19 protein-coding genes are annotated in these 22,357 nt (G+C 69.8%); 5 read left to right on the top strand and 14 right to left on the bottom strand.

Going from position 1 to position 22,357, the window contains the following annotated elements:
* Positions 1 to 97: 97 nt before the first annotated feature.
* Positions 98 to 2,236, top strand: a complete 2,139-nt coding sequence (locus OG496_RS32840; RefSeq protein WP_405973498.1) for a hypothetical protein — start codon at positions 98 to 100, stop codon at positions 2,234 to 2,236.
* Positions 2,233 to 3,774: a hypothetical protein gene (locus tag OG496_RS32835; protein ID WP_405973497.1), complete on the top strand. Its 1,542-nt coding sequence runs from the start codon at positions 2,233 to 2,235 to the stop codon at positions 3,772 to 3,774. Before OG496_RS32840 ends, OG496_RS32835 begins: the two co-directional genes overlap by 4 nt.
* A gap of 13 nt (positions 3,775 to 3,787) precedes the next feature.
* Here OG496_RS32835 and OG496_RS32830 read toward each other — a convergent pair whose 3' ends face one another.
* From OG496_RS32830 to hemL, 9 genes are all read right to left on the bottom strand, one after another.
* Positions 3,788 to 4,744 carry a CU044_5270 family protein gene (locus OG496_RS32830; RefSeq protein ID WP_405973496.1) on the bottom strand — a complete coding sequence of 319 codons (957 nt, stop codon included), beginning with the start codon at positions 4,742 to 4,744 and terminating at the stop codon, positions 3,788 to 3,790.
* Complete coding sequence (locus OG496_RS32825) at positions 4,741 to 5,361, bottom strand: RNA polymerase sigma factor (RefSeq protein WP_405973495.1); 621 nt, start codon at positions 5,359 to 5,361, stop codon at positions 4,741 to 4,743. Before OG496_RS32825 ends, OG496_RS32830 begins: the two co-directional genes overlap by 4 nt.
* Positions 5,362 to 5,446: 85 nt before the next feature.
* Entirely contained in the window at positions 5,447 to 6,565 is a 1,119-nt protein-coding gene (gene ccsB, locus OG496_RS32820; RefSeq protein ID WP_033282458.1) for a c-type cytochrome biogenesis protein CcsB, read from the bottom strand.
* A complete protein-coding gene (locus OG496_RS32815; RefSeq protein WP_405973494.1) occupies positions 6,562 to 8,685 on the bottom strand; it encodes a cytochrome c biogenesis protein ResB in 2,124 nt (707 codons plus the stop codon). Before OG496_RS32815 ends, ccsB begins: the two co-directional genes overlap by 4 nt.
* A 3-nt stretch (positions 8,686 to 8,688) precedes the next feature.
* Positions 8,689 to 9,450, bottom strand: a complete 762-nt coding sequence (locus OG496_RS32810) for a cytochrome c biogenesis protein CcdA (RefSeq protein ID WP_352111894.1) — start codon at positions 9,448 to 9,450, stop codon at positions 8,689 to 8,691.
* A 6-nt stretch (positions 9,451 to 9,456) separates the two neighbouring features.
* A complete protein-coding gene (locus OG496_RS32805) occupies positions 9,457 to 10,059 on the bottom strand; it encodes a TlpA family protein disulfide reductase (protein WP_405973493.1) in 603 nt (200 codons plus the stop codon).
* Between the two features lie 89 nt (positions 10,060 to 10,148).
* Positions 10,149 to 11,441, bottom strand: a complete 1,293-nt coding sequence (locus OG496_RS32800) for a hypothetical protein (protein WP_405973492.1) — start codon at positions 11,439 to 11,441, stop codon at positions 10,149 to 10,151.
* Between the two features lie 162 nt (positions 11,442 to 11,603).
* Positions 11,604 to 12,251, bottom strand: a complete 648-nt coding sequence (locus OG496_RS32795; protein ID WP_405976756.1) for a histidine phosphatase family protein — start codon at positions 12,249 to 12,251, stop codon at positions 11,604 to 11,606.
* An 83-nt stretch (positions 12,252 to 12,334) separates the two neighbouring features.
* Positions 12,335 to 13,645 (bottom strand): glutamate-1-semialdehyde 2,1-aminomutase, encoded by a 1,311-nt coding sequence (gene hemL / locus OG496_RS32790; RefSeq protein ID WP_399397488.1) that lies wholly within the window; start codon positions 13,643 to 13,645, stop codon positions 12,335 to 12,337.
* Positions 13,646 to 14,314: 669 nt separating this feature from the next.
* On the opposite strand from hemL, the gene OG496_RS32785 reads away from it, so the two are divergent.
* Positions 14,315 to 14,752, top strand: coding sequence for a hypothetical protein (locus OG496_RS32785; RefSeq protein ID WP_019061278.1), 438 nt, complete (start codon positions 14,315 to 14,317; stop codon positions 14,750 to 14,752).
* 237 nt (positions 14,753 to 14,989) lie between these two features.
* Here the strand turns inward: OG496_RS32785 and OG496_RS32780 are convergent, their stop codons facing one another.
* From OG496_RS32780 to OG496_RS32765, 4 genes are all read right to left on the bottom strand, one after another.
* Positions 14,990 to 16,078: an aldose 1-epimerase gene (locus OG496_RS32780; protein WP_405973491.1), complete on the bottom strand. Its 1,089-nt coding sequence runs from the start codon at positions 16,076 to 16,078 to the stop codon at positions 14,990 to 14,992.
* A gap of 86 nt (positions 16,079 to 16,164) precedes the next feature.
* The gene (locus OG496_RS32775) at positions 16,165 to 16,953 is read right to left on the bottom strand and encodes an ATP-binding cassette domain-containing protein (RefSeq protein WP_366497442.1); all 789 of its coding nucleotides are present in this window, start codon (positions 16,951 to 16,953) and stop codon (positions 16,165 to 16,167) included.
* On the bottom strand, positions 16,950 to 17,984 hold the full coding sequence (locus OG496_RS32770; RefSeq protein ID WP_366497443.1) for an ABC transporter permease: 1,035 nt from the start codon (positions 17,982 to 17,984) through the stop codon (positions 16,950 to 16,952). Before OG496_RS32770 ends, OG496_RS32775 begins: the two co-directional genes overlap by 4 nt.
* Positions 17,985 to 18,212: 228 nt before the next feature.
* The gene (locus tag OG496_RS32765) at positions 18,213 to 19,331 is read right to left on the bottom strand and encodes a substrate-binding domain-containing protein (RefSeq protein ID WP_405973490.1); all 1,119 of its coding nucleotides are present in this window, start codon (positions 19,329 to 19,331) and stop codon (positions 18,213 to 18,215) included.
* Positions 19,332 to 19,479: 148 nt separating this feature from the next.
* Here OG496_RS32765 and OG496_RS32760 point away from each other — a divergent pair, with 148 nt between their 5' ends.
* Positions 19,480 to 20,547, top strand: a complete 1,068-nt coding sequence (locus tag OG496_RS32760) for a LacI family DNA-binding transcriptional regulator (RefSeq protein WP_405973489.1) — start codon at positions 19,480 to 19,482, stop codon at positions 20,545 to 20,547.
* 19 nt (positions 20,548 to 20,566) lie between these two features.
* On the opposite strand, the gene OG496_RS32755 is transcribed toward OG496_RS32760, so the two are convergent.
* Positions 20,567 to 21,118, bottom strand: coding sequence for a TetR/AcrR family transcriptional regulator (locus OG496_RS32755; RefSeq protein ID WP_405973488.1), 552 nt, complete (start codon positions 21,116 to 21,118; stop codon positions 20,567 to 20,569).
* Positions 21,119 to 21,253: 135 nt separating this feature from the next.
* On the opposite strand from OG496_RS32755, the gene OG496_RS32750 reads away from it, so the two are divergent.
* On the top strand, positions 21,254 to 22,303 hold the full coding sequence (locus tag OG496_RS32750) for an aldo/keto reductase (RefSeq protein ID WP_405973487.1): 1,050 nt from the start codon (positions 21,254 to 21,256) through the stop codon (positions 22,301 to 22,303).
* The last annotated feature ends 54 nt before the right edge of the window (positions 22,304 to 22,357 follow it).

Here is a 22,357-nt window from a genome sequence, read left to right as displayed (position 1 = left end):
GGACACCACTCGGTCTAGTCCGAACCAACTCCCCCTATTTACCCTGGTGTTGGTAGAACCAGTTGCAGTGCCAGGCGACCGCTCAGGGGGAGATGCGGTGGGAAGAGGGCTGCATGGACGCGGGGCGCTGTTCGAGGCACAGCCGCCCGGTCTCGCCTCGCGCCTGATCGGCCTGCGGCCGTACGAGCTGCTCACCTCGCCGTACGAACACCCGGAACCGCCCTTCGTGGTGCTCGCGGGCGCGCGCGGGCTCGGCAAGAGCATGGCGCTGGCCGAGCTGCGGACCGCGTACCGCGGGCACACGCCGGTCGCGCTGATCGACTGCGAGGCCGACCGGCTGACCCGGTTGCCGGCCGGGCGGCCCGCCGCGACCTGGTCGCCGGTGTGGCAGGCGCTGACGACCGTCGCGGAGCAGCTGCGGGAACCGGTGGTGCACGGCGCCGGGAGCATCGACTTCCCGCGGCTCGAAGCCGGGCTGCTCGCCGTGTGCGCGACCGGCTGGGGCTCGCGGGACGAGGACAGCGCCCGCGAGGAGGCCCGGCGCATCCTGCTGCTGAGCGACCCGGCCCGGCGCTGGGCGGTGATCGCGCAGGGCTGGGCCGGCAAGGTCGCCTCCCGGCTCATCGCCAATCTGTCGGGTACGGGGCCGGTGGGCCAGGCCGTCATCGAGGCGACCCTGGACACCCTCTTCGACCTGGTGTGGACGCCGAACGGGCTGCTGAAGGCGGGCGCGGACTGGTACAGCGCCTACCCGGGCGCGAGCGGTGACGCCAAGCGCGGGCTGATCGAGATCGCCCGGGACTTCCGCGCCGACGGCACCTCCCGCGCGGACGCCGAACGCTGGCTGCTGCGCGCCCTGTTGGCCGATCTGGGCGACACGTACCGGCGCCGGTGGGAGCGCATGCGCCGGGTGGGGCGGCCGGTCGTGCTCGTCGACAACGTGCAGTCGGGGCCCGGTCCCGGGCTGATGAAGGCCGTACTGAGAGAGCGTGCCGACGGCACCAGCGACCAGGTGGTGTTCGTCGCCGGTCTGCGCGGCCGTCGTCACCCCGAACTGCCGGACGCCGTACGGCATCCGCTGCCGGAGGTGGCGCGTGCGAGCGGCTGGGTGCCGGGGGCCTCACCCTCGTCCCGGGCCCTGTTGGTGACCTTGCCGGCGCTGACGCCCGAGGAGGCGCGGCGCGTCATCGCCGACGTGTGCGCCACCGACGCCGACGGCTCTACGCGTGTCGAGGTGCCGCCCCAACTGCCGTACGCCATCCACCGGTTGACGGCCGGCAGTCCGCTGGGGGCCGCGATGCTCGGGCAGGCCGTACGGCAGAACCGGCCCGTGGGGGCGGTCAGTCCGGGCGAGTTGCTGACCGCCGGGCTGAAGCCGGACGGGGACGCGGAGGGTGACCGGCGGCCGGTGTACCGGGAGTTGCTCGACCGGCTGGTGCCGCCGGGGCTCGCGGAGGAACTGGCCGTGCTCGCCACCGCGCACGACGGGGACTCGGCGCGGGCACTGGCCGAGGCCCGGCTCGGGGACAGTTTCGGGGCGGCCGGGGTGAACCGGCTGCGCACCCAGCTCACCGCCGAGGGACTCCCCCCGGCCGAGGGCTACTTCGTCGGCGACCCCTTCCTACGCACCCTCCTCCTGCTCCGCCTGCACCTCGACGACGCCGACCACGGCCGCTGGCGTGCCGTCCACCGCTCCCTGCTCTCGCACTACGACGGCCTGCCCGGCAACCCGGACACCCCGGCCCGCGCCCGCTACCGCCTGCACCACGAACTCGCCCTGGGCGACACGGCGGACGCGGTCGCGTACCTGCGGAACACCTTCCGCACCATCACGCCGTACGCCTGGCTGGAGACGCTGCTGTTCGTCACCGCCGCGCCCTACTACCACGCGCACGATCCGCACGGCCGGGACATCGGCGCCCCCGGCGACCACCGCAAGGCCGTCGCCCTCGCCCGCACGGACGCCGAGGAGGATCCCCCGGCCGGTGTGGACCAGGCCCTTCATCTGACGGTACGGCGGCTGCTGCACGCGGTGTGGCAGGTGACGGATCCGCTGGTGCTGCCGGACGAGGAGGTCGCGGGGCGGATGCACTTCGACCTGGAGCAGCTGTCGAACATCTGGCCCGCGGGCAGTGAACCGCTGTGGCGGGCCGCCCAGCAGTGGCCCGAACAGGCCCTGGCCGGACGCCCGTTGAGGGTTCCGGCCGGCGACGACCGAGACGGGGGCGGGCGATGAGAGCGTGGACACGTGAACTGGTCCAGCGGATCCGGACGATCCCGATCTACCGCTACACGGCCCTCGTGGTCGCCGCCGCGCTGGTCTTCGGACTGGTCCAGCTGACCCGCACCCTCCTGCACGACGACCGCTCCTGCGCGGCCGGGGTGGCCCGGCCCGAGGACAGCAGCGAGTGCGTGGGGGTGTCGACCTCGTCGTTCGACTTCGGGCAGCGCCGGTTCGCCGCCACCATCAAAGCGGTGGACCGCGAGAACCGCTCCCTCAAGGCCGGTACGTACGTCACCGTCGCCCTGTACGAGCCGTTCAGTTCGAGCGACGCCGACAACCTGAACGACGTGCTGCACGAGTTGCAGGGCGCGTATCTCGCGCAGTACCGAGCCAACCACGACGACAACGGCGAGACCCCGTACATCCGGCTGGTGCTCGCCAACCCCGGTGCCGACGGCGCCTATTGGGAGCGGACGGTCGACCGGCTCTCGGCGATGACGGACTCCTCCGACCGGCTGCGCGCGGTCACCGGGATAGGGACGAGCACCGAGAACAACAAGAAGGCCGTGGCGCAACTGACCCGGCTCGGCATCCCGGTGGTCGGCTCCTCCATCACCGCCGACGACCTCGCCAACGGGCAGCGGGGCAAGGACCCCTACCCCGGGCTCGCCCGCGTCTCCCCCACCAACACCGACGAGGCGCGCGCCCTCGCCTCCTTCGCCAGGGTGACTGCGGACCGGGCCCTGCTGGTCTACGACAAGCCCGGCGACCCGTACACGAAGACGCTCCAACAGGCCTTCGCCACCCTGCTCAAGGGCTCGCCGTACGGGTCGTGGCCGTTCACGCCGCCCGCGAACCGGAGCGAGGAGGGCAGTACGCCCAACACGTTCCGGCAGATCACCGACCTCGTCTGTGACACGGACGCCAAGCTGGACACCGTGTTCTTCGCCGGACGACACACCCAACTCCGCCAGTTCATCAACGCGTTGGGCCGCCGCGGCTGCCAGTCCCGCACGTTCACCGTGCTCACCGGCGACGAGGGCTCGTACCTCACCGGCGACAAGAAGCTCGACCGCAGCGCCCTCCAGCACGGCGTCGCCGTCCGCTACACCGCCCTCGCCCACCCGGACGCCTGGGTCAACAAGCCCCCGGCGACGGGCGGTTCGGCCCAGGACACCCAGGACCTCGACAAACTCCTCGCCACCGCCAAGACCTCCCCCGTCGGCCCGATCGGCCCGGTCTCCCTCGACGACGGCCAGGCGATCATCGCCTACGACGCGATGCGCCTCGCCGTCCACGGCATCCGCGAGGCCACCCCCGACCAGCAGAAGATCCCGCCGCTGTCCGACGTCGGCCTCCAATGGCCCCAGGTGAAGGGGTCGTTGCGGGTGAACGGGGCGAGCGGCTGGATCTGCCTGGACGTCCACGGCAACCCGTACGACAAGGCCGTACCGATAGTGGAACTCACCCCGCAGGGCGGCTCCCGCTTCGTGAAGATCGCCTGGCCGGAGGACAGGCAGCCCGCGAAGGACTGCCTGCCTCCGGCCTGAACACCCTTGTCTCCTACGGCCGTTCGCCCGCCTTGTCGACGACGGCCCGGCGCAGCACGGCCGTGTTCGCCGTGACCGTGCCCTTCTTCACGCCGGCGTTGTCCTTGGTGGCCACCTCGCGTTCGCCGAGGAACTCGTAGGTCTTGGCATCGAAGATCCACTCGTCCCTGAGCGGGTTGTAGGGGTCGGTCCGGGCGATGGCGACACCGGGGCGCCCGGTGGCGTCCTTCACCCCCTCGACCGTCGTCACTCCGGGAATCCTGGCCACCGCCCGGAAGAGCGCCGCGCTCTGTTTCGGCGGCACGATGGAATCGCGGAGGAGATCGCCGACCAGCACGAACATGGCCTGGTTCTTGTCATCACCGCCGTACTTCGGGGCGGTGGTGGCCAGGTAGTCGTACATCGCGTCGGCGTCGGTGGGCAGTGTCCTCACGTGGTTGTAGAAGGACGAGACGTCCCAGCCGGCCTTGCCCGGCTTCACGTCGACCGGGACGGAGTGCGCCCCCATGCCCGCCTGCCGCACCAGCCCGACGTGCAGGCCGTCCACCGACATCCACACCTCCTGCCGGTGCGGCGGATCGATCCGGGTCTTCGTCCCCTCCCCGGAGTTCGCGTACGACACCTTGCTGTCCACGTACACGAACTGGTCGTCGCGGACCCCGCCGTAGGACTTCTCGTGCTCGGCCGCCAGCGCGATGTCCTCCAGGAGCGCGACCGTCGACTTCCGCGGCGGTGGCGCGGGCGCCGGGGAGGAGCCGGAGGACGGCAGGACCACGAAGGTGACGGCCGCGGCGGTGGCGACGGCGGTCGCGGCGAGCGCGGGGCGCAGCCACCTGTTCCGCACGGGAACGGGCTTGCCCTCCTGGACCGTCGCGGTCTCGTGCCGGATCTCGGTCATCAGATGCTCCTTTAGGAGTCGGTGACGGCCCGGCGGAAGGTCTCTCTCGGGAAGTTCCGGGAGCTGGTTCATCGTTGTCCCTCCCTCGGGGGCCCGACCGCACTGTCGCGGTCACCTTTCATCTGTCCGTCCCCCGGGGGGAGTTCCGTACTTTTGAGATGTTTCGCGAGCTTTGCGCGTGCCCGCGAGAGCCGCGACCGTACGGTCCCCACCGGCACCCCGAGCGCCTCGGCCGCGGCCCTGTAGTCGAGTCCGGACCACACGCACAGGGCGAGCACCTCACGCTCGGCGCGGCGCAGGGTCGCCAACGCGACGCGTACGAGGGCGAGTTCGGCGGTGTCGTCGAGGCGGGCGGCGACCTCGTCGGCGAAGTCGCGCTCGACCTCGTCACGGGGCAGCCGGGAGAGCGCCGCCGCGTGTCTTCGGGCCGCGCGGCGGGTGTTGCGCGTGACGTTGGTGGCGATGCCGAGCAGCCAGGGCCGTAGCGAACCGCCCTCCTCGTCGGCCTTGCCGCGCAGGCGCCAGGCGTCCAGGAAGGTCAGCGACACGATGTCCTCGGCCTGCGCCCAGTCCCCCGTGAGCCGGAAGGCGTGGTTGTAGACGGAGCGTGCGTACGCGTCGAAGAGCTCGCCGAAGGCGTCGTGGTCCCCCGCGCGGATGCGTTTCCTCAACTGCAGGTTCGTATCCACACCCCTCTACCTGTCCGGACGACGAAGGCCGGTTCCGGTGACCCATGTCACACGGAACCGGCCTCTGCCGTAAGGGAGTTGCGGGTTACACGCCGGCGTAGGAGTGCTTGCCGCCGACGAAGATGTTGACGCCGTAGTAGTTGAAGATCCAGCAGCCGAAGGCGATCAGGGCCAGGTAGGCGGCCTTGCGGCCCTTCCAGCCGGCCGTGGCGCGGGCGTGCAGGTAGCAGGCGTAGGCGACCCAGGTGATGAACGCCCAGGTCTCCTTCGGGTCCCAGCCCCAGTAGCGGCCCCAGGCCGACTCGGCCCAGATCGAGCCCGCGATGATCGTGAACGTCCACAGCGGGAAGACGGCCGCGTTGACGCGGTAGGAGAACTTGTCGAGGTTCGCCGAGGCGGGCAGCCGCTCCATCACGGAGGTGGCGAAGGCACCGGGCTTGCCGCCGTTCGCGAGCTTGCTCTCGTACGAGTCCTTGAAGAGGTAGAGCAGCGTGCCGACGGCGCCCACGTAGAAGACCGCGCCGCAGATGATCGCCGTCGAGACGTGGATGTACAGCCAGTACGAGTGGAGGGCGGGAACCAACTGGTCGCTGGCGGTGTACAAGACAGTGACGGCGATACCGAGATCGAGGAGGACCGTCGTGACCAGGAACAGGCCGAGCCAGCGCACGTTCTTCTTGAGCAGCAGCAGCGTGAGGTACACACCGACGGCGACCGTGGAGAAGGTGATGTTGAACTCGTACATGTTGCCCCAGGGCGCCCGCTCCACCGAGGCCGCACGGGCGAGAACGCCGCTGAGCTCCACGAGGAACGCGAGAACGGTGAGGGACACGGCGATACGGCCGTAGAGGTCGCCCTGTTCGTCCCCGCCGTGCGCACCGGGACCGTCCGGCACGTCGCGCGAGCCGGACGCGGCCCGGACGACGACCTTCGGCCGCTCCAGCACGGTGGTGCCGCCGGCGTTCTGCACGGTGACGGCGGGCGCGGCCGCCTTCTTCGCCTCGGCACCGGTCAGCGCGGCGGCCGTACGGCCGATCTTGCTGCGGCTGCCGAAGGTCCATTCGGCGATGTACGCGAAGAAAGCCAGGGTGTAGACGGCCATCGAGGAGTAGATCAGCGTGTTGCTGAGGTTGGCCAGGTGCTCGTTGGTCGCGGCGGCCAGATTGGTCACGGAGGCGATGTCGGTTGCGGCGGCGAGAGTCACTTCTCAGCCCCTTCGGCGGGTACGGGCGGTTCGACGCCGGAGTCGGAGTCGTGGGTGTCGGCGTCGGAGGTGGGGGTCTTGGGGTCGTCGTCAGACGTCAGGTCGGCGTCGGTCTTCGTCGGGCCGGTGCCGGGCTTGGGCGAGCCGTCGGCGGACGTCGCCGAGCCGGTCTCGGACTTGGTCGAGCCGGTCTCGGACGTGGTCGAGCGCCCGTCGGTCTTCGTCGGGGACTCGTCGGTCTTCGCCGAGCCCTGGTCGGACTTCGCCGAGCCGGTGCCGGACTTGGTCGAGCGCCCGTCGGTCTTCGTCGGGGACTCGTCGGTCTTCGCCGAGCCCTGGTCGGACTTCGTCGAGCCGGTGCCGGGCGTGGGCGAGCCGGTGCCGGACTTCGCCGAGCCCCCGTCCGTCTTCGTCGGGGCCCGGTCGTGTACCAGCGCGGCCAGGTCGCCGAGTTCCTCGGGGAGTTTCGCGGACTCGCTGCGGCCGAGCCCGGCCATCTCGACGACGGTGATGCCGTCGGCGCCGGTGGTCGCGCGGACCCAGACGCGGCGGCGCTGGATGAACAGGGAGCCGGCCAGACCGACGATCGCGGTGAGCGCGCCGGTCAGGGCCCAGGTGGTGCCGGGCTGCTGGACGACCTGGAAGCCCGCCCACTCCTTGATCTGCTTGTCGAAGGTGATCGACCCGGCGCCGTTCGGCAGCGTCATCGTCTCGCCGGGCAGCAGCTGGGACTTGAGGATGGCGCCCTTGGCGGTCTTGAACTGCTTCAGGTTCTTGGTGTCCAGCTGGTACACGTTCTGCGGGATGCCCGAGTTGACGCCGAGGTCGCCGTGGTAGCCGGTCACGTTGAGCACCGGGTAGTCGAGCCCGGGGTACTGGGAGAACATCGTGCCGCTGCCCTTGGCGTAGGTCGGCACGAACAGGGCGGCGAAACCGAGCTGTTCGGCGACGCCCTGGGAGTTCTTGTAGCCGTCGAGGACCTTGATCGCGCCCTGCGAGGTGATGTTGGAGTCGATCGGCAGCATCGGTACGGCCTGGTGGAGGACCACGTTGCCCTTGCCGTCCCGGACGGTGACGACCGGGGCGTAGCCGTGGCTGACGAGGTAGACCTTCGAGTCGCCGATCTCCAGCGGCTCGTTGACCTTGATGGTGTGCTTCTCCGCCTTGCCGTAGGCGCCGAGGCTGTAGGTGATGTCGGCCTGGAAGGTGCTCGGGGTGCCGCGGTTGGGGCCGGTGCGCTCGTACGTGCCGACGAAGTTCTTCAGGTTGAAGCTGAAGGGCACGAGGTCGTCGTCGCTGAAGAGGTTGCCGGACTTGAAGTCGTCGTACTGCGTGAGGGTGTTGGAGAAGCCGTCGCCCTCGACGATCAGCTTGTCGCCCTCGGACTTGAAGAGCTGGCCCCAGGCGAAGGCGATCAGCATCACGATCAGCGCGAGGTGGAAGAGCAGGTTGCCGGTCTCGCGCAGATAGCCCTTCTCGGCGGCGACGGCGTCCCCGGCGATGTGGGCCCGGAAGCGGCGCTTCTTCAGCGTCGCGAGGGCGACTTCGCGGACCTGCTCGGGCTCGGCGGCGGTGCGCCAAGTGGCGTACGCGGGAAGGCGGTTGAGGCGTATGGGCGCGCCCGGCGGGCGGCCGCGGAGCTGGCCGACGAACTGCCAGGTGCGCGGGATGATGCAGCCGACGAGGGAGACGAACAGCATGACGTAGATCGCCCCGAACCACGCCGAGCTGAAGACGTGGAAGAGGCCGAGCTTCTGGTAGATCGGCCCGAGCGTCTTGTGCGCGTCCTGGAACTCGGAGACCTTCAGCGCGTCGGTGCCGGACTGCGGGATCAGTGAGCCGGGGACCGCGCCGAGCGACAGCAGGAACAGCAGCATCAGCGCGACCCGCATCGAGGTCAGCTGGCGCCAGAACCAGCGCGCCCAGCCGAGCACTTCACGGCCGGTCCAGGCGAGCCAGCCGGTCAGGCCGGAGGCGCGGTTGCCGCCGAAGGAGCCGGGCATGGCCGTCTCGACGGGGGCCGTGGAGAGCTGGGAGCCTGCGGCGCCGAGGTCCTGGTCGTCGCCGGCGGGGTCGGCCCGGGGCGTCTCGGCGGGCGAGTCGGCGGTCGTCTTGCTCATCGATCAGATCCCTACAGTGAAGCCGTCGGACCAGCCCTGCATGTCCTGCACCAGCGCGTCCCAGGCGCCGGTGAGCAGCAGCACGCCGGTCACGATCATCATGGTGCCGCCGACGCGCATCACCCAGACATAGTGGCGCTTGACCCAGCCGAAGGCACCGAGGGCCTTGCGGAACGCGACCGCGGTGAGGACGAAGGGGACACCCAGGCCGAGACAGTACGCGACGGTCAGTATGGCGCCGCGACCGGCACTCGACTGGTCCATGGAGAGTGCCTGCACCGACGCGAGCGTCGGGCCGATGCACGGGGTCCAGCCGATCCCGAAGAGCGCGCCGAGCAGCGGTGCTCCTATGAGTCCGGTCGTCGGCCGCTTGTGGAAGCGGAACTCGCGCTGGGTGAGCCAGGGCATCATCCCCATGAAGAACACGCCCATGAGGATCATGAGCACGCCCAGCACCTTGGTCAGGACGCCCTTGTTCTCCTGGAGCGTCTGCCCGAAGAAGCCGAACAGGGCTCCACCGGAGACGAACACGACGGTGAAGCCCAGGACGAAGAGGGAAGCGCCCGCGACCATCCGGCCGCGGCGGGCGTCGCCGAGGTCGGTGCCGGTGACTCCCGTGACGTAGGAGAGGTAGCCGGGGACGAGCGGCAGGACGCACGGGGAGAAGAAGGAGACGAGTCCGCCGAGGACCGCGATCGGCAGCGCGAGGAGCAAAGCTCCGCTGCGGACTGTGGTGTTGGGGTCGGTGACCGCCGCGAGCAGCACGTCAGCTCACTTCTCCGCGATGACCGGGTCGAGCATCTCGCGGAGCTTGTCCTCGCTGAGTGCCTGGAGTGCGCGGGCCGCGATCTTGCCGTCCCGGTCGATGACGATCGTGGAGGGGATGGCCTGCGGGTTGAGCGTGCCCTTCTTGAAGCGGAGCATCAGCCGGCCCGTCGGGTCGTAGAGACTCGGGTACGGAACCTCGTACTTCTTCTCGAACGCTACGGCCGGTCCGGTGCTGGTGTCGCGGGTGTTGAGGCCGACGAACTGGACGTCCTTGTTGGCCGTGGCCTTGGCGACCTGGACCAGGTTGTCCGCCTCGGCGCGGCACGGGGAGCACCAGGAGCCCCACACGTTGACGACGAGGACCTTGCCCTTGTAGTCGGCGGTGTTGAGCGTCTTGCCGTCGATGGTCTTGCCGGACAGGTCGGGGGCGGCCTGGCGGTCGCCCTTCTTGACGGTCGCGATGCCGTCGGAGCCGGTGATGAAGTTGGTGTTGCCCGAACCTCCGGAGGTGCCTCCGGAGCTGCACGCGGACAGCACCAACGCGGTGACGGCTACACCGGCGGTCGACAGGACGGCGCGGCTACGGGCGCGACTGGCGGCACTCATGTGAAAAGTTTCGCATGCCCGTTCTGGGGATCTTGCGCGCCCCCCTCAATGGCGTACGGCGGGCGGAAACCCGCATTTCAGACGGCATTTCAGGCGGCGGATCCGGTGGCCGTGGAAGTGGAGCTGGGGCTCGCGGCCAGGAAGGACTTCCAGCCGCCGGCCGGTGCCTGGCCGACGTCGAGGGTGCGCAGCTGGGCCAGCACCTCGGGCTTCTGCACGTCGATCCAGTCGGTGAACTGCTTGAAGGAGACCATGCGCACGTCCTCGCCCTTCTCCTTCAGCTGGGCGATGTGCTTGAAGGCCTGCTCGACGGCGTCCATGTAGATGCCGCCGTTCCAGTGCTCGAAGTGGTTGCCGATGAAGAAGGGGGCGCGGTTCGACTCGTACGCGCGCTGGAAGCCGGAGATGTAGGCCTGTGCGGCCTGGGTACGCCAGCCCGGGTAGTTGTAGGCGGGCGCGTTGGTGGAGTTGACCGACTGGTTGGCCAGCATGTTGTAGTCCATCGAGAGGACTTCGAAGCTGTGCCCGGGGAAGGGGACCGCCTGGAGCGGGTAGTCCCAGACGCCGTTGCGCTTCACCGGCCAGACCTGGCGGCCGCCGGGCGAGGAGGCGTCGTAGCGCCAGCCGAGGGAGCGGGCGGTGGGCAGCAGGTTGTCCTGGCCAAGGAGGCAGGGCGTGCGGCCGCCGACGAGTTCCTTCTCGTAGTCGAAGGGCAGGGACGGCAGGTCGTGCCAGCCGGTGTTGGTGCGCCACTCCTTGACGAAGGACTTGGCCTGGTCGATCTCGCTGCGCCACTGCTGGGGCGTCCAGTTGCCGACCGTGCCGTAGCCGGAGCAGAAGTGGCCGTTGAAGTGGGTGCCTATCTCGTGGCCCTCAAGCCACGCGCGGCGGACGTTGGTCAGGGTCGCCTTGACGTGTTCGTCGGTGAGGTAGCCGATGTCGGAGGCGCCGCGCGCGTTGTTCGGCGGGTTGTACTGGCGCTTCTTGGACTCGGGCAACAGATAGATGCCGGAGAGGAAGAAGGTCATGCTCGCGCCGTGCTGCTTGGCGAGGTCGAGGAAGCGGGGGAACAGGCCGTTGCCCACCTCGCCCGCGCCGTCCCAGGAGAAGATCACGAACTGCGGCGGGGTCTGCCCCGGCTCCAGCGGCACGGGCTTCGCGGGCTGCTTGGGCTGCGCGCCGGTGAAGGACGTGGAGCCGTCACCGATGGGCTTGGCGCGGGGCTCAAGCGACTTGGTGGGACCGCCGGAGGAGCCCTTCCCGGAGCCGCCGGAGGAGGGCTTCGACCCGTCCGAGCCGAGCGTCCCGCACCCCGCGAGTCCTACGGCCGCCGCGGCGCCCGCACCGACTCCGAGCGCTCCCCGTCGAGTGAGACTCCGCATTGCTTCCCCATCCGTCGCGTCCTCTGTGGTCTACCTGTGAGAGGACGCGACGGACAAGAAAGTTCGCTGTGAACGATGTGGGTTGCGAAACAAATGTCACAGAGCTGTCACGAGACCTGCCCCTGACGAGTGGTCACCCCGTTGTTCGTCAGGCGGTGTCTGTCAGGCACCGAACGCTTTGTCCTTGCCCTTGACGGGCTTCGCGCCGGCGAGGAGATGGGCCGGGACGAGATCACGGGCCGGCTCGGTGTAGCCGACGGACACGATCTTGTCGCCGCGGTAGGTGAAGGTCGTCAGGGAAGCGAGCGTGCACTGCCGCTTGCGCGGGTCATGCCACAGCCGGCGCCGCTCGACGTACGACCGCACGATCCAGATCGGCAGCTGATGGCTGACCAACACCGCCTCGTGACCGCGCGCGGCGTCCTTGGCGGCGTCCAGCGCGGCCACCATCCGGACGACCTGGTCGACGTAGGGCTCACCCCACGACGGCTTGAACGGGTTGACGAGGTACTTCCAGTTGTCGGGCTTCTTCAGCGCGCCGTCTCCTACGCCGAAGGTCTTGCCCTGGAAGACGTTGTCGGCCTCGATGAGCCGCCCGTCGGTCGCGAGGTCGAGCCCGTGCGCCTTGGCGATCGGCGTGGCGGTCTCCTGCGCGCGCTCCAGCGGGGAGGCGACGACGTGCGTGACATCGCGGGAGGAGAGGTGCTCGGCGACCCGGTCGGCCATCTGCCGCCCCAGCTCGGAGAGGTGGTAGCCGGGGAGCCGGCCGTACAACACCCCTTCCGGGTTGGCGACTTCGCCGTGCCGCATCACGTGGACGACGGTGATGTCGCTGTTGCTGTCGTTGCTGTCGTTGCTGTCGTTGCTGTCGTTGCTGTTGTCGCTCGTGCCGGTCATGCTGCCGTGGCCTCCGCCGCCGCTCGGGCCGCCGCCGGGAGGGCGTCGGCGATCCGCTGGATGGCCCGTTCGTCGTGGGCCGTGGAAACGAACCAGGACTCGAAGGACGACGGCGGCAGATAGACCCCGCTCGCCAGCATCGAGTGGAAGAACGCGGTGAAGCGGTACGACTCCTGCGCCTTGGCGTCCTCGTAGGTGCGCACGCTCCGGTCGGTGAAGAACACGGAGAACATGTTGGAGGCGTTCTGGATCCGGTGCGCGACACCTTCCTTGGTGAGCGCCTCGGTGACGAGCGACTGGATCTGCGCCGATACGGCGTCGATCGTGTCGTAGGCCGCGTCGTCGAGGAGCCGCAGCTGGGCGAGTCCTGCGGCGGTCGCGACGGGGTTACCGGAGAGGGTGCCGGCCTGGTAGACGGGCCCGGCGGGGGCGAGGTGCGCCATGATGTCGGCGCGCCCGCCGAACGCGGCGGCGGGGAACCCACCGCCCATGACCTTGCCGAAGGTCATGAGGTCGGGACGGACCCCGTCGATCCCGAACCACCCGGCCTTGCTGGTGCGGAACCCGGTCATGACCTCGTCGGAGATGAAGAGGGCGCCGTTCTTCGAGCAGGCGTCCTTGAGCCCCTGGTTGAACCCGGGCGTCGGCGGGACGACCCCCATGTTCCCGGGCGAAGCCTCGGTGATGACGCAGGCGATCTCACCGGGATGCCGGTGGAAGGCCTCGTTGACGGCTTCGAGGTCGTTGTACGGCAGGACGATCGTGTCGCCGGCCTGGGCGCCGGTGACGCCGGGGGTGTCGGGCAGCGCGAAGGTGGCGACACCGGAACCGGCCGCGGCGAGCAGCGCGTCGACGTGACCGTGGTAACACCCGGCGAACTTGATGACCTTGGGCCGCCCGGTGAACCCGCGGGCGAGCCGGATGGCGGACATGGTCGCCTCGGTCCCGCTGCTGACGAGCCGCACCTGCTGCACGGGCTCGACGCGGGCGACGATCTCCTCGGCGAGCGCGACCTCGCCCTCGCCGGGGGTGCCGAAGGAGGTGCCGCGCGAGACGGCGTCGTGGACGGCGGCGATCACGTCGGGCTGGGAGTGCCCGAGGATCATGGGACCCCAGGAGCAGACGAGGTCGACGTACTCGCGTCCGTCCGCGTCCGTCAGATAGGGACCCTTGCCGGAGACCATGAACCGGGGCGTGCCGCCGACGGCGCGGAAGGCGCGCACCGGGGAGTTCACGCCGCCCGGTGTGACGACCGACGCACGGTCGAAGAGAGCCTGCGAGACGGGGGCGTCGTAGGGATACGGCAGGGCAGGCGGCACTCCACTCGCCCCGCCGCTGGACGTTCCGCTGGGCGTTTCGCTTGGCGTTCCGCTTGACGTTTCGGTCATGACCTGCGACTTCTCCGGCTTCTCGGACTTCTCGGGATGAGCTGGGGCTCCGGTGACTCAGTGACCTCCTCAGGGTAGGCGGCGGGAGACCGGGCAGGGGCCCCCACCCGTCTGCGAGACTGGGACCTGATACACACAGACACACACAGCTCATGCGGGCGACGGTGTTCAGGGCTTGCGCAGATCCTGCGGACAGGTGTTTCAGCGCACGTTTCGGCGGGCGGCCGTGGGGGAGGTCACTGACACGATGATCGGGTTGCGCGGCGAGGGTCACGCGTCCTGGAGAAGCAGTCGGGTGGAGATATGCATCGCGGTGGCGGACTGGGCGAGGGGACTGACGACCTGGGTCCTCGGCGTGCCCGGCGGGGGAAGCACCGGCGCGACGAGGAGGAAGCCGCCGAGGCACGGCGGGGCGGGCCTGGATCGGGGTTGGGTCCGGGATCGGGTGCGGGTGCGAGTTCGGGATCAGGTGCGGGACCCGGCATGGGCTCAGGTTCGGGTTCGGGTTCGGGTGAGTCGGATCGGGATGAGCGACGTATCGAACGTCGGATCGATCAGTTGCGGGCGGGGAGCAGGAATGGTGGTCGGGTGGGGGTGACGTACAAATACTTCGGTGCGCCCGACGGCGCGACCGCGGCCCGCGTCCCGATCTCGATGCGCCCCGAGGAACTCGGCGGCGACGAGCTCGGGATGAACGGCATGTTCACCAAGATCAAGCCGGAGACGATGGCCGCGATGGTCCTCACCGGCATCGAGGGCGTCCCGCTCAACAAGGTGCCCCCGCTGGAACTGGTGGTCCTCCACCCCGACTACGCGGTCGTCAAACTCCCGATGACCGTCGTCGACCCGCTCCGCGGAATCGGCGAGGAAGCGGTCGGCGCGGCGGCGTTCATCTGGTCGACGGTGCCGGACCGGGGTGGGCCTCGGGATGCGTTCAATGTGTACCAACTGCTGCACGAGTGGCAGGACTTCAGCCATCGGCTGCATGAGGCGGGGCATCAGCCTTATTGCTTGGTGTGGCCGTGAGGTGAGGCTTCACCGGTGCGGTGGCGGTGGTGGGCGGGGTCTTCGGGCCTCGCCCTTTTTGGTGCCGGGACGCGGATCAGCTTGGCCGCGTGGACAGCCGGGGAAACAGGTTCGGCTGGTGGATCGCGCCCCGGTCCCGCCTAAGGGCACCGAGCAGGACGAGTGAACGGCCGTACAAGTAAAGGCCCTTGACGTCCAGGCCGCGTGCGCCGCCCGCCCCCAAGCCGCTGCCGCAGCTCAGTGTGTCGGGGGCCGATACGCGACCCCGAAACGGAATCCCCGCTGCCCGCCGGGCTCCAGGGACAGGGCGTCGGCGTGTTCGGGACGGTTGTAGGCGTCGGTGGGTATCTCGACGGGTTCCAGGGCGATGGAGGTGCGCCGGTCGCGGGCCAGGGTGTCGCCGGTGAAGACGTGCATGTAGCCGCCGTGCTGCCACACCCGTAGTTCGGCTCCGGTAGCGGGGTCGCTCAGTACCGTCTCGGTCCGGCCGCCGGGGCCGGGGGCCAGGTCTGCGAAGCAGGCGTCGATGACTGCGCCGCCGAGCTTCCTGGGCGTACGGAAGTCCAGGTCGGGGCAGCGGTCCAGGGGCAGCAGGGCTTCCTTTCCGCGCAGGGGGATGAGGGACGCGTCCGTGCGGATCAGGGTGTGGGCGGGGATGTGCAGGACCAGGTCGTCGACGGGGCGGGACAGGGTGAAGTACGGGTGCCAGCCGGACGCGTAGGGGGCGGTGGTCTCCCCCACGTTCGTCGCCCGGATCTCGATGCCCAGCTCGCGGCGGCCGATCGTGAGCTCCACGTCGAGGTCCAGCGCGAACGGGTAACCGGGGTACCTGCCCGGTCTGATGCTCGTGCTGCGCAGCAGCAGCCGCGCCGAGTCGGCCGTTGTGGTGGCCCCGACGAGCCGGAACGGTGCCTCGCGCGCGAAGCCGTGGTAGACCGTGCGGTCCACGACGTGGCCGGGCAGCAGGTCGTGGTCGCGGCCGCCGTAGTGGTAGCGGCCGTCGGCGACGCGGTTGGGGAACGGGGCGAGCAGGCCTGCCCGTACGCCGTCCTGCGAGAGCAGTTCCGCCTCGTCGCGGTAACCGTCCGTCAGTTCGGTCAGTTCGGTCAGTTCGGTCGGTTCGGTCGGTTCGGTGAGCTGCTCAGTCGGTTCAGCGAGCTGACCGGCCGCTCCGCGTCCGACCTGCCAGCTCAGCAGCGTCGCCCCGCGCAGGGCGAGGAGGACGCGTACGGCACCGTCCGGCGCGGAGACGGTCACGGTGGGTTCGTCGCCGAGGCGACCCTCGGCGATCCGGAACGTGTCCGACGTACCGCCCCTGCCTGTCACCCGGCTTCCGGAGCACGCCTCTTCACCCCCGCCACGACCCGTCACCCCGCTTCCCGAACACGCCCCATCACCCCCGCCACGACCCGTCACCCGGCTTCCGGAACAAGCTTCTTCGCCCCCGTCATGATGGCCACCGCGTCCTCCATCGAGTGCGACTGCGGGGTGATGACCCCGGCGCAGCCGCCGAGGCGCTGGATGTGGATGCGGTCGGCCACGTCGAAGACGTTGGGCATGTTGTGGCTGATCAGGATGACGCCGAGGCCCTGGTCGCGCAGGTCTCGGACGAGTTTGAGCACCTGGCCGGTCTCGCGGACGCCCAGCGCGGCGGTGGGTTCGTCGAGGATGACGACCCGGCCGCCGAAGGCACCCGCCCTGGCGACGGCCACCGACTGGCGCTGGCCACCGGACAGCGTCTCCACGGCCTGGTTGATGTTCTGCAGGGTGCTGATGCCCAGCCGCTTGATGTGGTCGGCCGCCTGACGCTTCATCTCGCCGGTGTCGAGCATGCGGAACACCGAGCCGAGCACACCCTTGCGGCGGATCTCGCGGGCGAGGAACAGGTTGCTGGCGATGTCCAGCGCCGGGGCCACCGCGAGGGTCTGGTAGACCGTCTCGATGCCGGCCTCGCGGGCGTCCTGCGGGCGTTTGAAGTTCACCTCGGAGCCGTCGACCAGGATGCTGCCCTGATCGGGGACGAGCGCCCCGGAGAGGCACTTGATCAGGGTGGACTTGCCGGCGCCGTTGTCGCCGATGACGGCGAGGACCTCGCCGGGGTAGAGGGTGAGGTCGACGTCGTTCAGGCCGACGACCCGGCCGAAGACCTTGACCAGGCCCTTGGCCTCAAGAACGGGGGCGGTGGTGGGGGCAGTCGTCATGACTTCACACTCCTTATCCACTGGTCGACGGAGACAGCCGCGATCACCAGCACGCCGACTGTCAGGACTTGGTAGTTGGGGTCGATCCCGGCCAGTGCCAGACCGTTGACGAAGACCTGGACGATGAGCGCGCCGATCAGCGAGCCGAGCACCACGCCGCGTCCGCCGAACAGGCTGGTGCCGCCGATGACGACGGCGGTGATGGACTGCAGGTTGGCGTTGAGGCCGCTGTTCGGGTCGCCGCCGCCGACCCGGCCGACCAGGATCCAGGCGCCCACCGCGATGGCGAACCCACCGACCACGTACGCGCTCAGCAGCACCCGGTTGACGGAGATACCGGCGAGGCGGGCGGCCTCGATGTCGTCGCCCACGGCGTACAGGTGCCGGCCCCAGGCCGTGTAGCGCAGCGCGTAGCCGACCACCGCGTACAGGGCGATCATGAGCAGGACGCCGGTGGTCAGGTTCAACTGCCCGATGGAGACCGTGTCCGCGCTCCACATGAGGATGTTGCCGGGCTGCAGGGAGACGGTCTGGCCCTTGGCGTAGATGAGCGTGATCGCCGTGAAGATGCTGAGGGTGCCGAGCGTGACGATGAACGGTGGCAGCTTGATCCTCGTCACCAGCAGCCCGTTGACCGCCTGCGCGGCGATCGCTACGGCGGCTCCCGCGAGCAGGGCCAGCACGCCCGGCAGGTGGTTGTCCGCGACGAGCTTCGACATCAGCAGCGAGGCCAGCACCATGACCGCGCCGATGGACAGGTCGATGCCGGCCGTGAGGATGATGACGGTCTGGCCGACGGCCAACGAGCCGATGACGGCGACCTGTTGGGCGACGAGCGACAGGTTCTGCAGCGCGTAGAAGCGGTCGTTGATGAGGGAGAACACGATCGCGGCGAGCACCAGGACGATCGCCGGGCTGAGTGCCGGCTGACGGTGCAGCACCGACTGGATGCGCTGAGCCGGCGTGGCGGGCCGGTTGAGGAAGTCCTCCGCCGGCGCCGGTGTCGCTTCACTGTCCACGTGGGTGGTCACAGGGGGTCCTTCCGGTTCTGTCCCTCGTGCGGGCCTTCGTAGAAGCTCATGAAGTACGGGCTGATGAAGTCGGGCTGATGAAGTACGGGCTCATGCGGTACGGACTCCTGCGGTACGGGCTCATCGGCTCGTGCGGTGCGGGTGCGCCGCCGGTGCCACGACGGCTACCGGCGGCCCACCCAGCTGACCGGCCAGCCGGCCGACCAGCCACCCGACCGACCGACCGGATCAGCTCCCCCAGCAAGCGGAAGCCGCCTGCGCCGGAGACTGGACCGTCAGCCCCCCGAGGGACTTCGCGGCGACCAGCGCGGTGCCGGTGTCGTAGAACGACTTGCCGTTGGTGACGCTGGGCTTGCTGCCGCCGCGGGCCAGCTTCGCGATGGAGCTGACGCCGAGGGCCGCCATCTTCCCCGGGTACTGCACGGCGTCCGCGGCGAACTTGCCGCTGGTGACGTTCTTCAGGCCCGAGCAGCTGCCGTCGATCGCGTAGATCGCGACGCTCGTCTCCTTGTTCGCCGCCTTCAGCGCGTTGTACGCGCCCTCGCCCGCCGGCTCGTTGATGGCGTAGACGACATTGATGTTCGGGTTGGCCGACAGGCAGTTCTCCATCGCGGTGCGTCCGCCGTCGATGGCGCCCTGGGTGGGCTGGTGGCAGGCGATCGTGTACGTGCCGCCCGTGCCGCCGGTGTACTTCCCGGACTTGGCCTCCTTGCCGTTCTCGGTCTTGCTGCCCGGGTCGATGCCCATGCCCTCCAGGAAGCCGTGGTCGCGGTCGATGTCCACCGAGACGACCTGGTTGTTGAACAGGTCGAGCATGGCGATGACCGCGGGCTTGCCGTTCAGGGCCGCCGCCGCGTACTGGCCGTCGAGCTTGCCCGCCTGCTCGTTGTCGGTCGCGTAGGTGATGTCCGCGACGTTCGCCGGGTTCGGGGCGGTGTCCAGGGCGATCACGAAGAGGCCGGCCTGCTTGGCGCGCTTCAGCGCGGTGTTCACCGCGTCGCCGTTGGTGGTGATCAGGATGCCCTTGTCGCCGCGCGAGACGGCGTTGTCGATGGCGGTGATCTGGGTCTGGGTGTCGCCGTCCGACGTTCCCGCCGCCACGGTGAGGCTCACCTTGTCCTTGGTGGCCTGCGTCTTGGCGTCCTTCTCCATGCTCACGAAGTACGGGTTGCTCAGCGTCTTCAGGATCAGTGACACGCCCACCTTCCCGCTGCCGGACGACGATGAGCCCGAGTCGGAGGAACCGCAGGCCGCGAGGGTGGCGCCGAGGCAGATGGTGACGCCGACGGCTGCCGCCCGGGTGCGCCGGCTGCGGAGGCCCGGCGCCTGGCTGGAGGAGAGGTTCATGACGTGATCCCTTTCGAGCCGTCCCTTGGTCGACGCTGAGACAACGTTGACTCGACGGGATAGTGGGCCCGTATGGACGAGCGCGTCAAGACACTGGTAAACATGCGTCGGCAACGAGTCGGTAACGCAGAATCGGTTGGAGACAACGATGACCCTGGGCGAGCCGCCGTCGCCGTCCCCGCGCAGCCGCCCCACCATGCGCGAGGTGGCGGCACTGGCAGGCGTCGCCATCAAGACGGTCTCCCGCGTGGTCAACGAGGTGCCCACCGTCGATCCGGTCATCGCCGCCCGGGTGCGTGACGCGGCCGACAAACTGGGCTACCGGCCGAACCTGACCGCCAGCAGCCTGCGCCGCGGGGACGGCCGTACGGCCACGATCGGGATGCTCGTCGAGGACTCGGCGAACCCGTTCTCGGCGGCCCTGACCCGCACCGTCGAGAACGTGGCACGGGGGCGCGGAGTGCTCGTGCTGGTCGGAAGCCTCGACGAGGACCCGGCCCGGGAACGGGAGTTGGCCCGCGCTCTCATCGACCGGCGGGTCGACGGCCTGGTGATCGTGCCGGCCGGCCGCGACCACAGCTATCTGATCAGCGAGCAGCGGTCGGGCACCCGCGTGGTCTTCGTCGACCGCGAGCCCAGCCTGCTCGACGCGGACACCGTCGTCTCCGACAACCGGCAGGGCGCCGTCACCGCCGTCAACCACCTGCTGAAGACCGGCCACCGCCGTATCGCCTACCTCGGCGACCGCGCGACCATCTCCACCGCCGCCCAGCGTTTCGACGGTTACCGGCACGCCCTGGAAGTCGGGCACATCGAGTACGACGACGAGATCGTCCGGCACGCAGGGGCCAGCGAGGAATCCGCCATCACCGCGACCAGGCAGCTGTTGGCGCTGCCGAACCCGCCCACCGCGCTGTTCACCAGCCAGAACCTCGTCACCATAGGGGCCGTGCGAGCCCTGCGCGCCCTCGGTCTGCAGGACACCGTCGCCCACGTGGGCTTCGACGACTTTCCCCTGGCCGACCTCCTCAGCCCGGGGATCTCCGTCATCGCCCAGGACGTCGAGCAGTTGGGCAGGACAGCCGCCGAGATGCTCTTCCGCAGACTGGACGGCGACCAGTCACCCACCCGCGCCGTCACCATTCCGACCCGGCTGATCGAGCGGGGATCGGGCGAGATCACGGCACTCGCGCCACCGCCGGGTGCGTCGGCCTGACGGTCACCCAGAAGGCGTCCTACGGCCGGAAGCCGTCGATCGCCAGCTCCATCAGGCGGTCGACCTGGGCCACACCCTCGGGGTTGTCGGGCGTACGCCACAGACAGCTCAGGAGCATGATCACGTCGGTGGGGTCGAGGCCGGGCCGCACCGCCCCGGCGGATTCACACGCGTCGAGGAGCCGACCGACAGCCGCCGTGACGGCGACGGACGTCGTACTGACGACCTCCTGCGCGGCGGCCGTGTTCAGGGCGTCGCCGAGGCCGTGCTTGAGGCGGACGTAGGCCGCGAGGGTGGTGAACCACTGCCGTAGCGCGTCCAGCGGGGCATGGGCGGCGAGGACCTCCGGCACGGAGCCGACGAGGCGGTCCACGTCGAGGCGGTAGACCTCCAGGATCAGCGCCTCCCGCGTGGGGAAATGCCGGTAGAGCGTGCCGGCGCCGACCCCCGCGCGCTTGGCGATCGAGTTGAGCGAGACGCCCGCGGACTCGGCGAACGCGTCGTGGGCGACCTGGAGGATCGCCTCCCGGTTCTTCAGCGCGTCGGAGCGCTGCGGCGCGGCGTCGGTCATACGTCCTCCTGGCATACGTCCCCCTGGCGGGCGGGCGGTCGCCCGATTGCTAACCGGAGAGTTCTCCGTTAACGTCACAAGGGTCAACCGGAGAGTTCTCCGTTTGCTCTCGTTCCCCATTGTAGGAGCTCCCTCGTGCGTTACACCAAGCTCGGCCGCACCGGCCTCGACGTCTCCCCGGTCGCCATCGGCGCCATGACCTACGGCGCACCCGACCGCGGCCACCCCGTCTGGTCCCTCGACGAGGAGACCAGTCGCCCCCTGATCAAGCACGCCCTCGAAGCCGGCATCAACTTCTTCGACACCGCCAACCTGTACTCCAACGGCTCCAGCGAGGAGATCCTCGGCCGCGCCCTCAAGGACTTCGCCGACCGCGACGACGTGGTGATCGCGACCAAGCTCCGGCACCCGATGCGCCCGGGCCCCAACGGCCGCGGCCTCTCGCGCAAGGCGGTCATGACCGAGGTCGACCACTCGCTGCGCCGCCTCGGCACCGACTACATCGACCTCTACCAGGTGCACCGCAACGACCACGCGACCCCGCTGGAGGAGACGCTCGAAGCCCTGAGCGACCTCGTCAAGGCGGGCAAGGTGCGCTACCTCGGAGCCTCGTCCATGCACGCCTGGGAGTTCGCGAAGGCGCTGCACCTGCAGGAACGGCACGGCTGGGCGCGGTTCGTGTCGATGCAGGACCACTACAACCTGCTCGCCCGGGAGGAGGAGCGGGAGATGATCCCGCTGTGCCTGGACGAGGGCGTCGGCACGATCATCTGGAGCCCGCTGGCCCGCGGCCGCCTGGCCCGCGCCTGGGACGACGCGAGGTCCACGAACCGTTCCGCCACCGACGGCGGCTACGCCGACACGCTCTACTCGCCGGCCGAGGACGCGTCCAACCACGCGATCGTCGACGCCGTCGGGAAGGTCGCCGCCGCACACGGCGTGAGCCGCGCGCAGATCGCCCTCGCCTGGCTGCGCCACCAGCCCGTCGTCACCGCACCCCTGGTCGGGGCCGGCTCGATCCGGCAGATCGACGACGCGGTGGCTTCCCTGGACGTCGAGCTGACCGACGCCGAGGTGCGTGAACTGGAGGCCCCGTACACGCCGCGCCTCGACTGGCAGGGCGTGTCCGACGAGGCCGAACTCGACGCGATCCGGGCCCGCATCCCCGGTATGGCGCTGTCGTGACGCCGAGGGACGACTGCCCACCCATATCCGACCCCCCGCTCACGCCCAACTCGC

This window comes from Streptomyces sp. NBC_00988, from assembly GCF_045162645.1.
Classification (GTDB): domain Bacteria; phylum Actinomycetota; class Actinomycetes; order Streptomycetales; family Streptomycetaceae; genus Streptomyces.
Note: the sequence above shows the minus strand (reverse complement) of the source record. Positions and strands in the feature narration are given on the sequence as shown.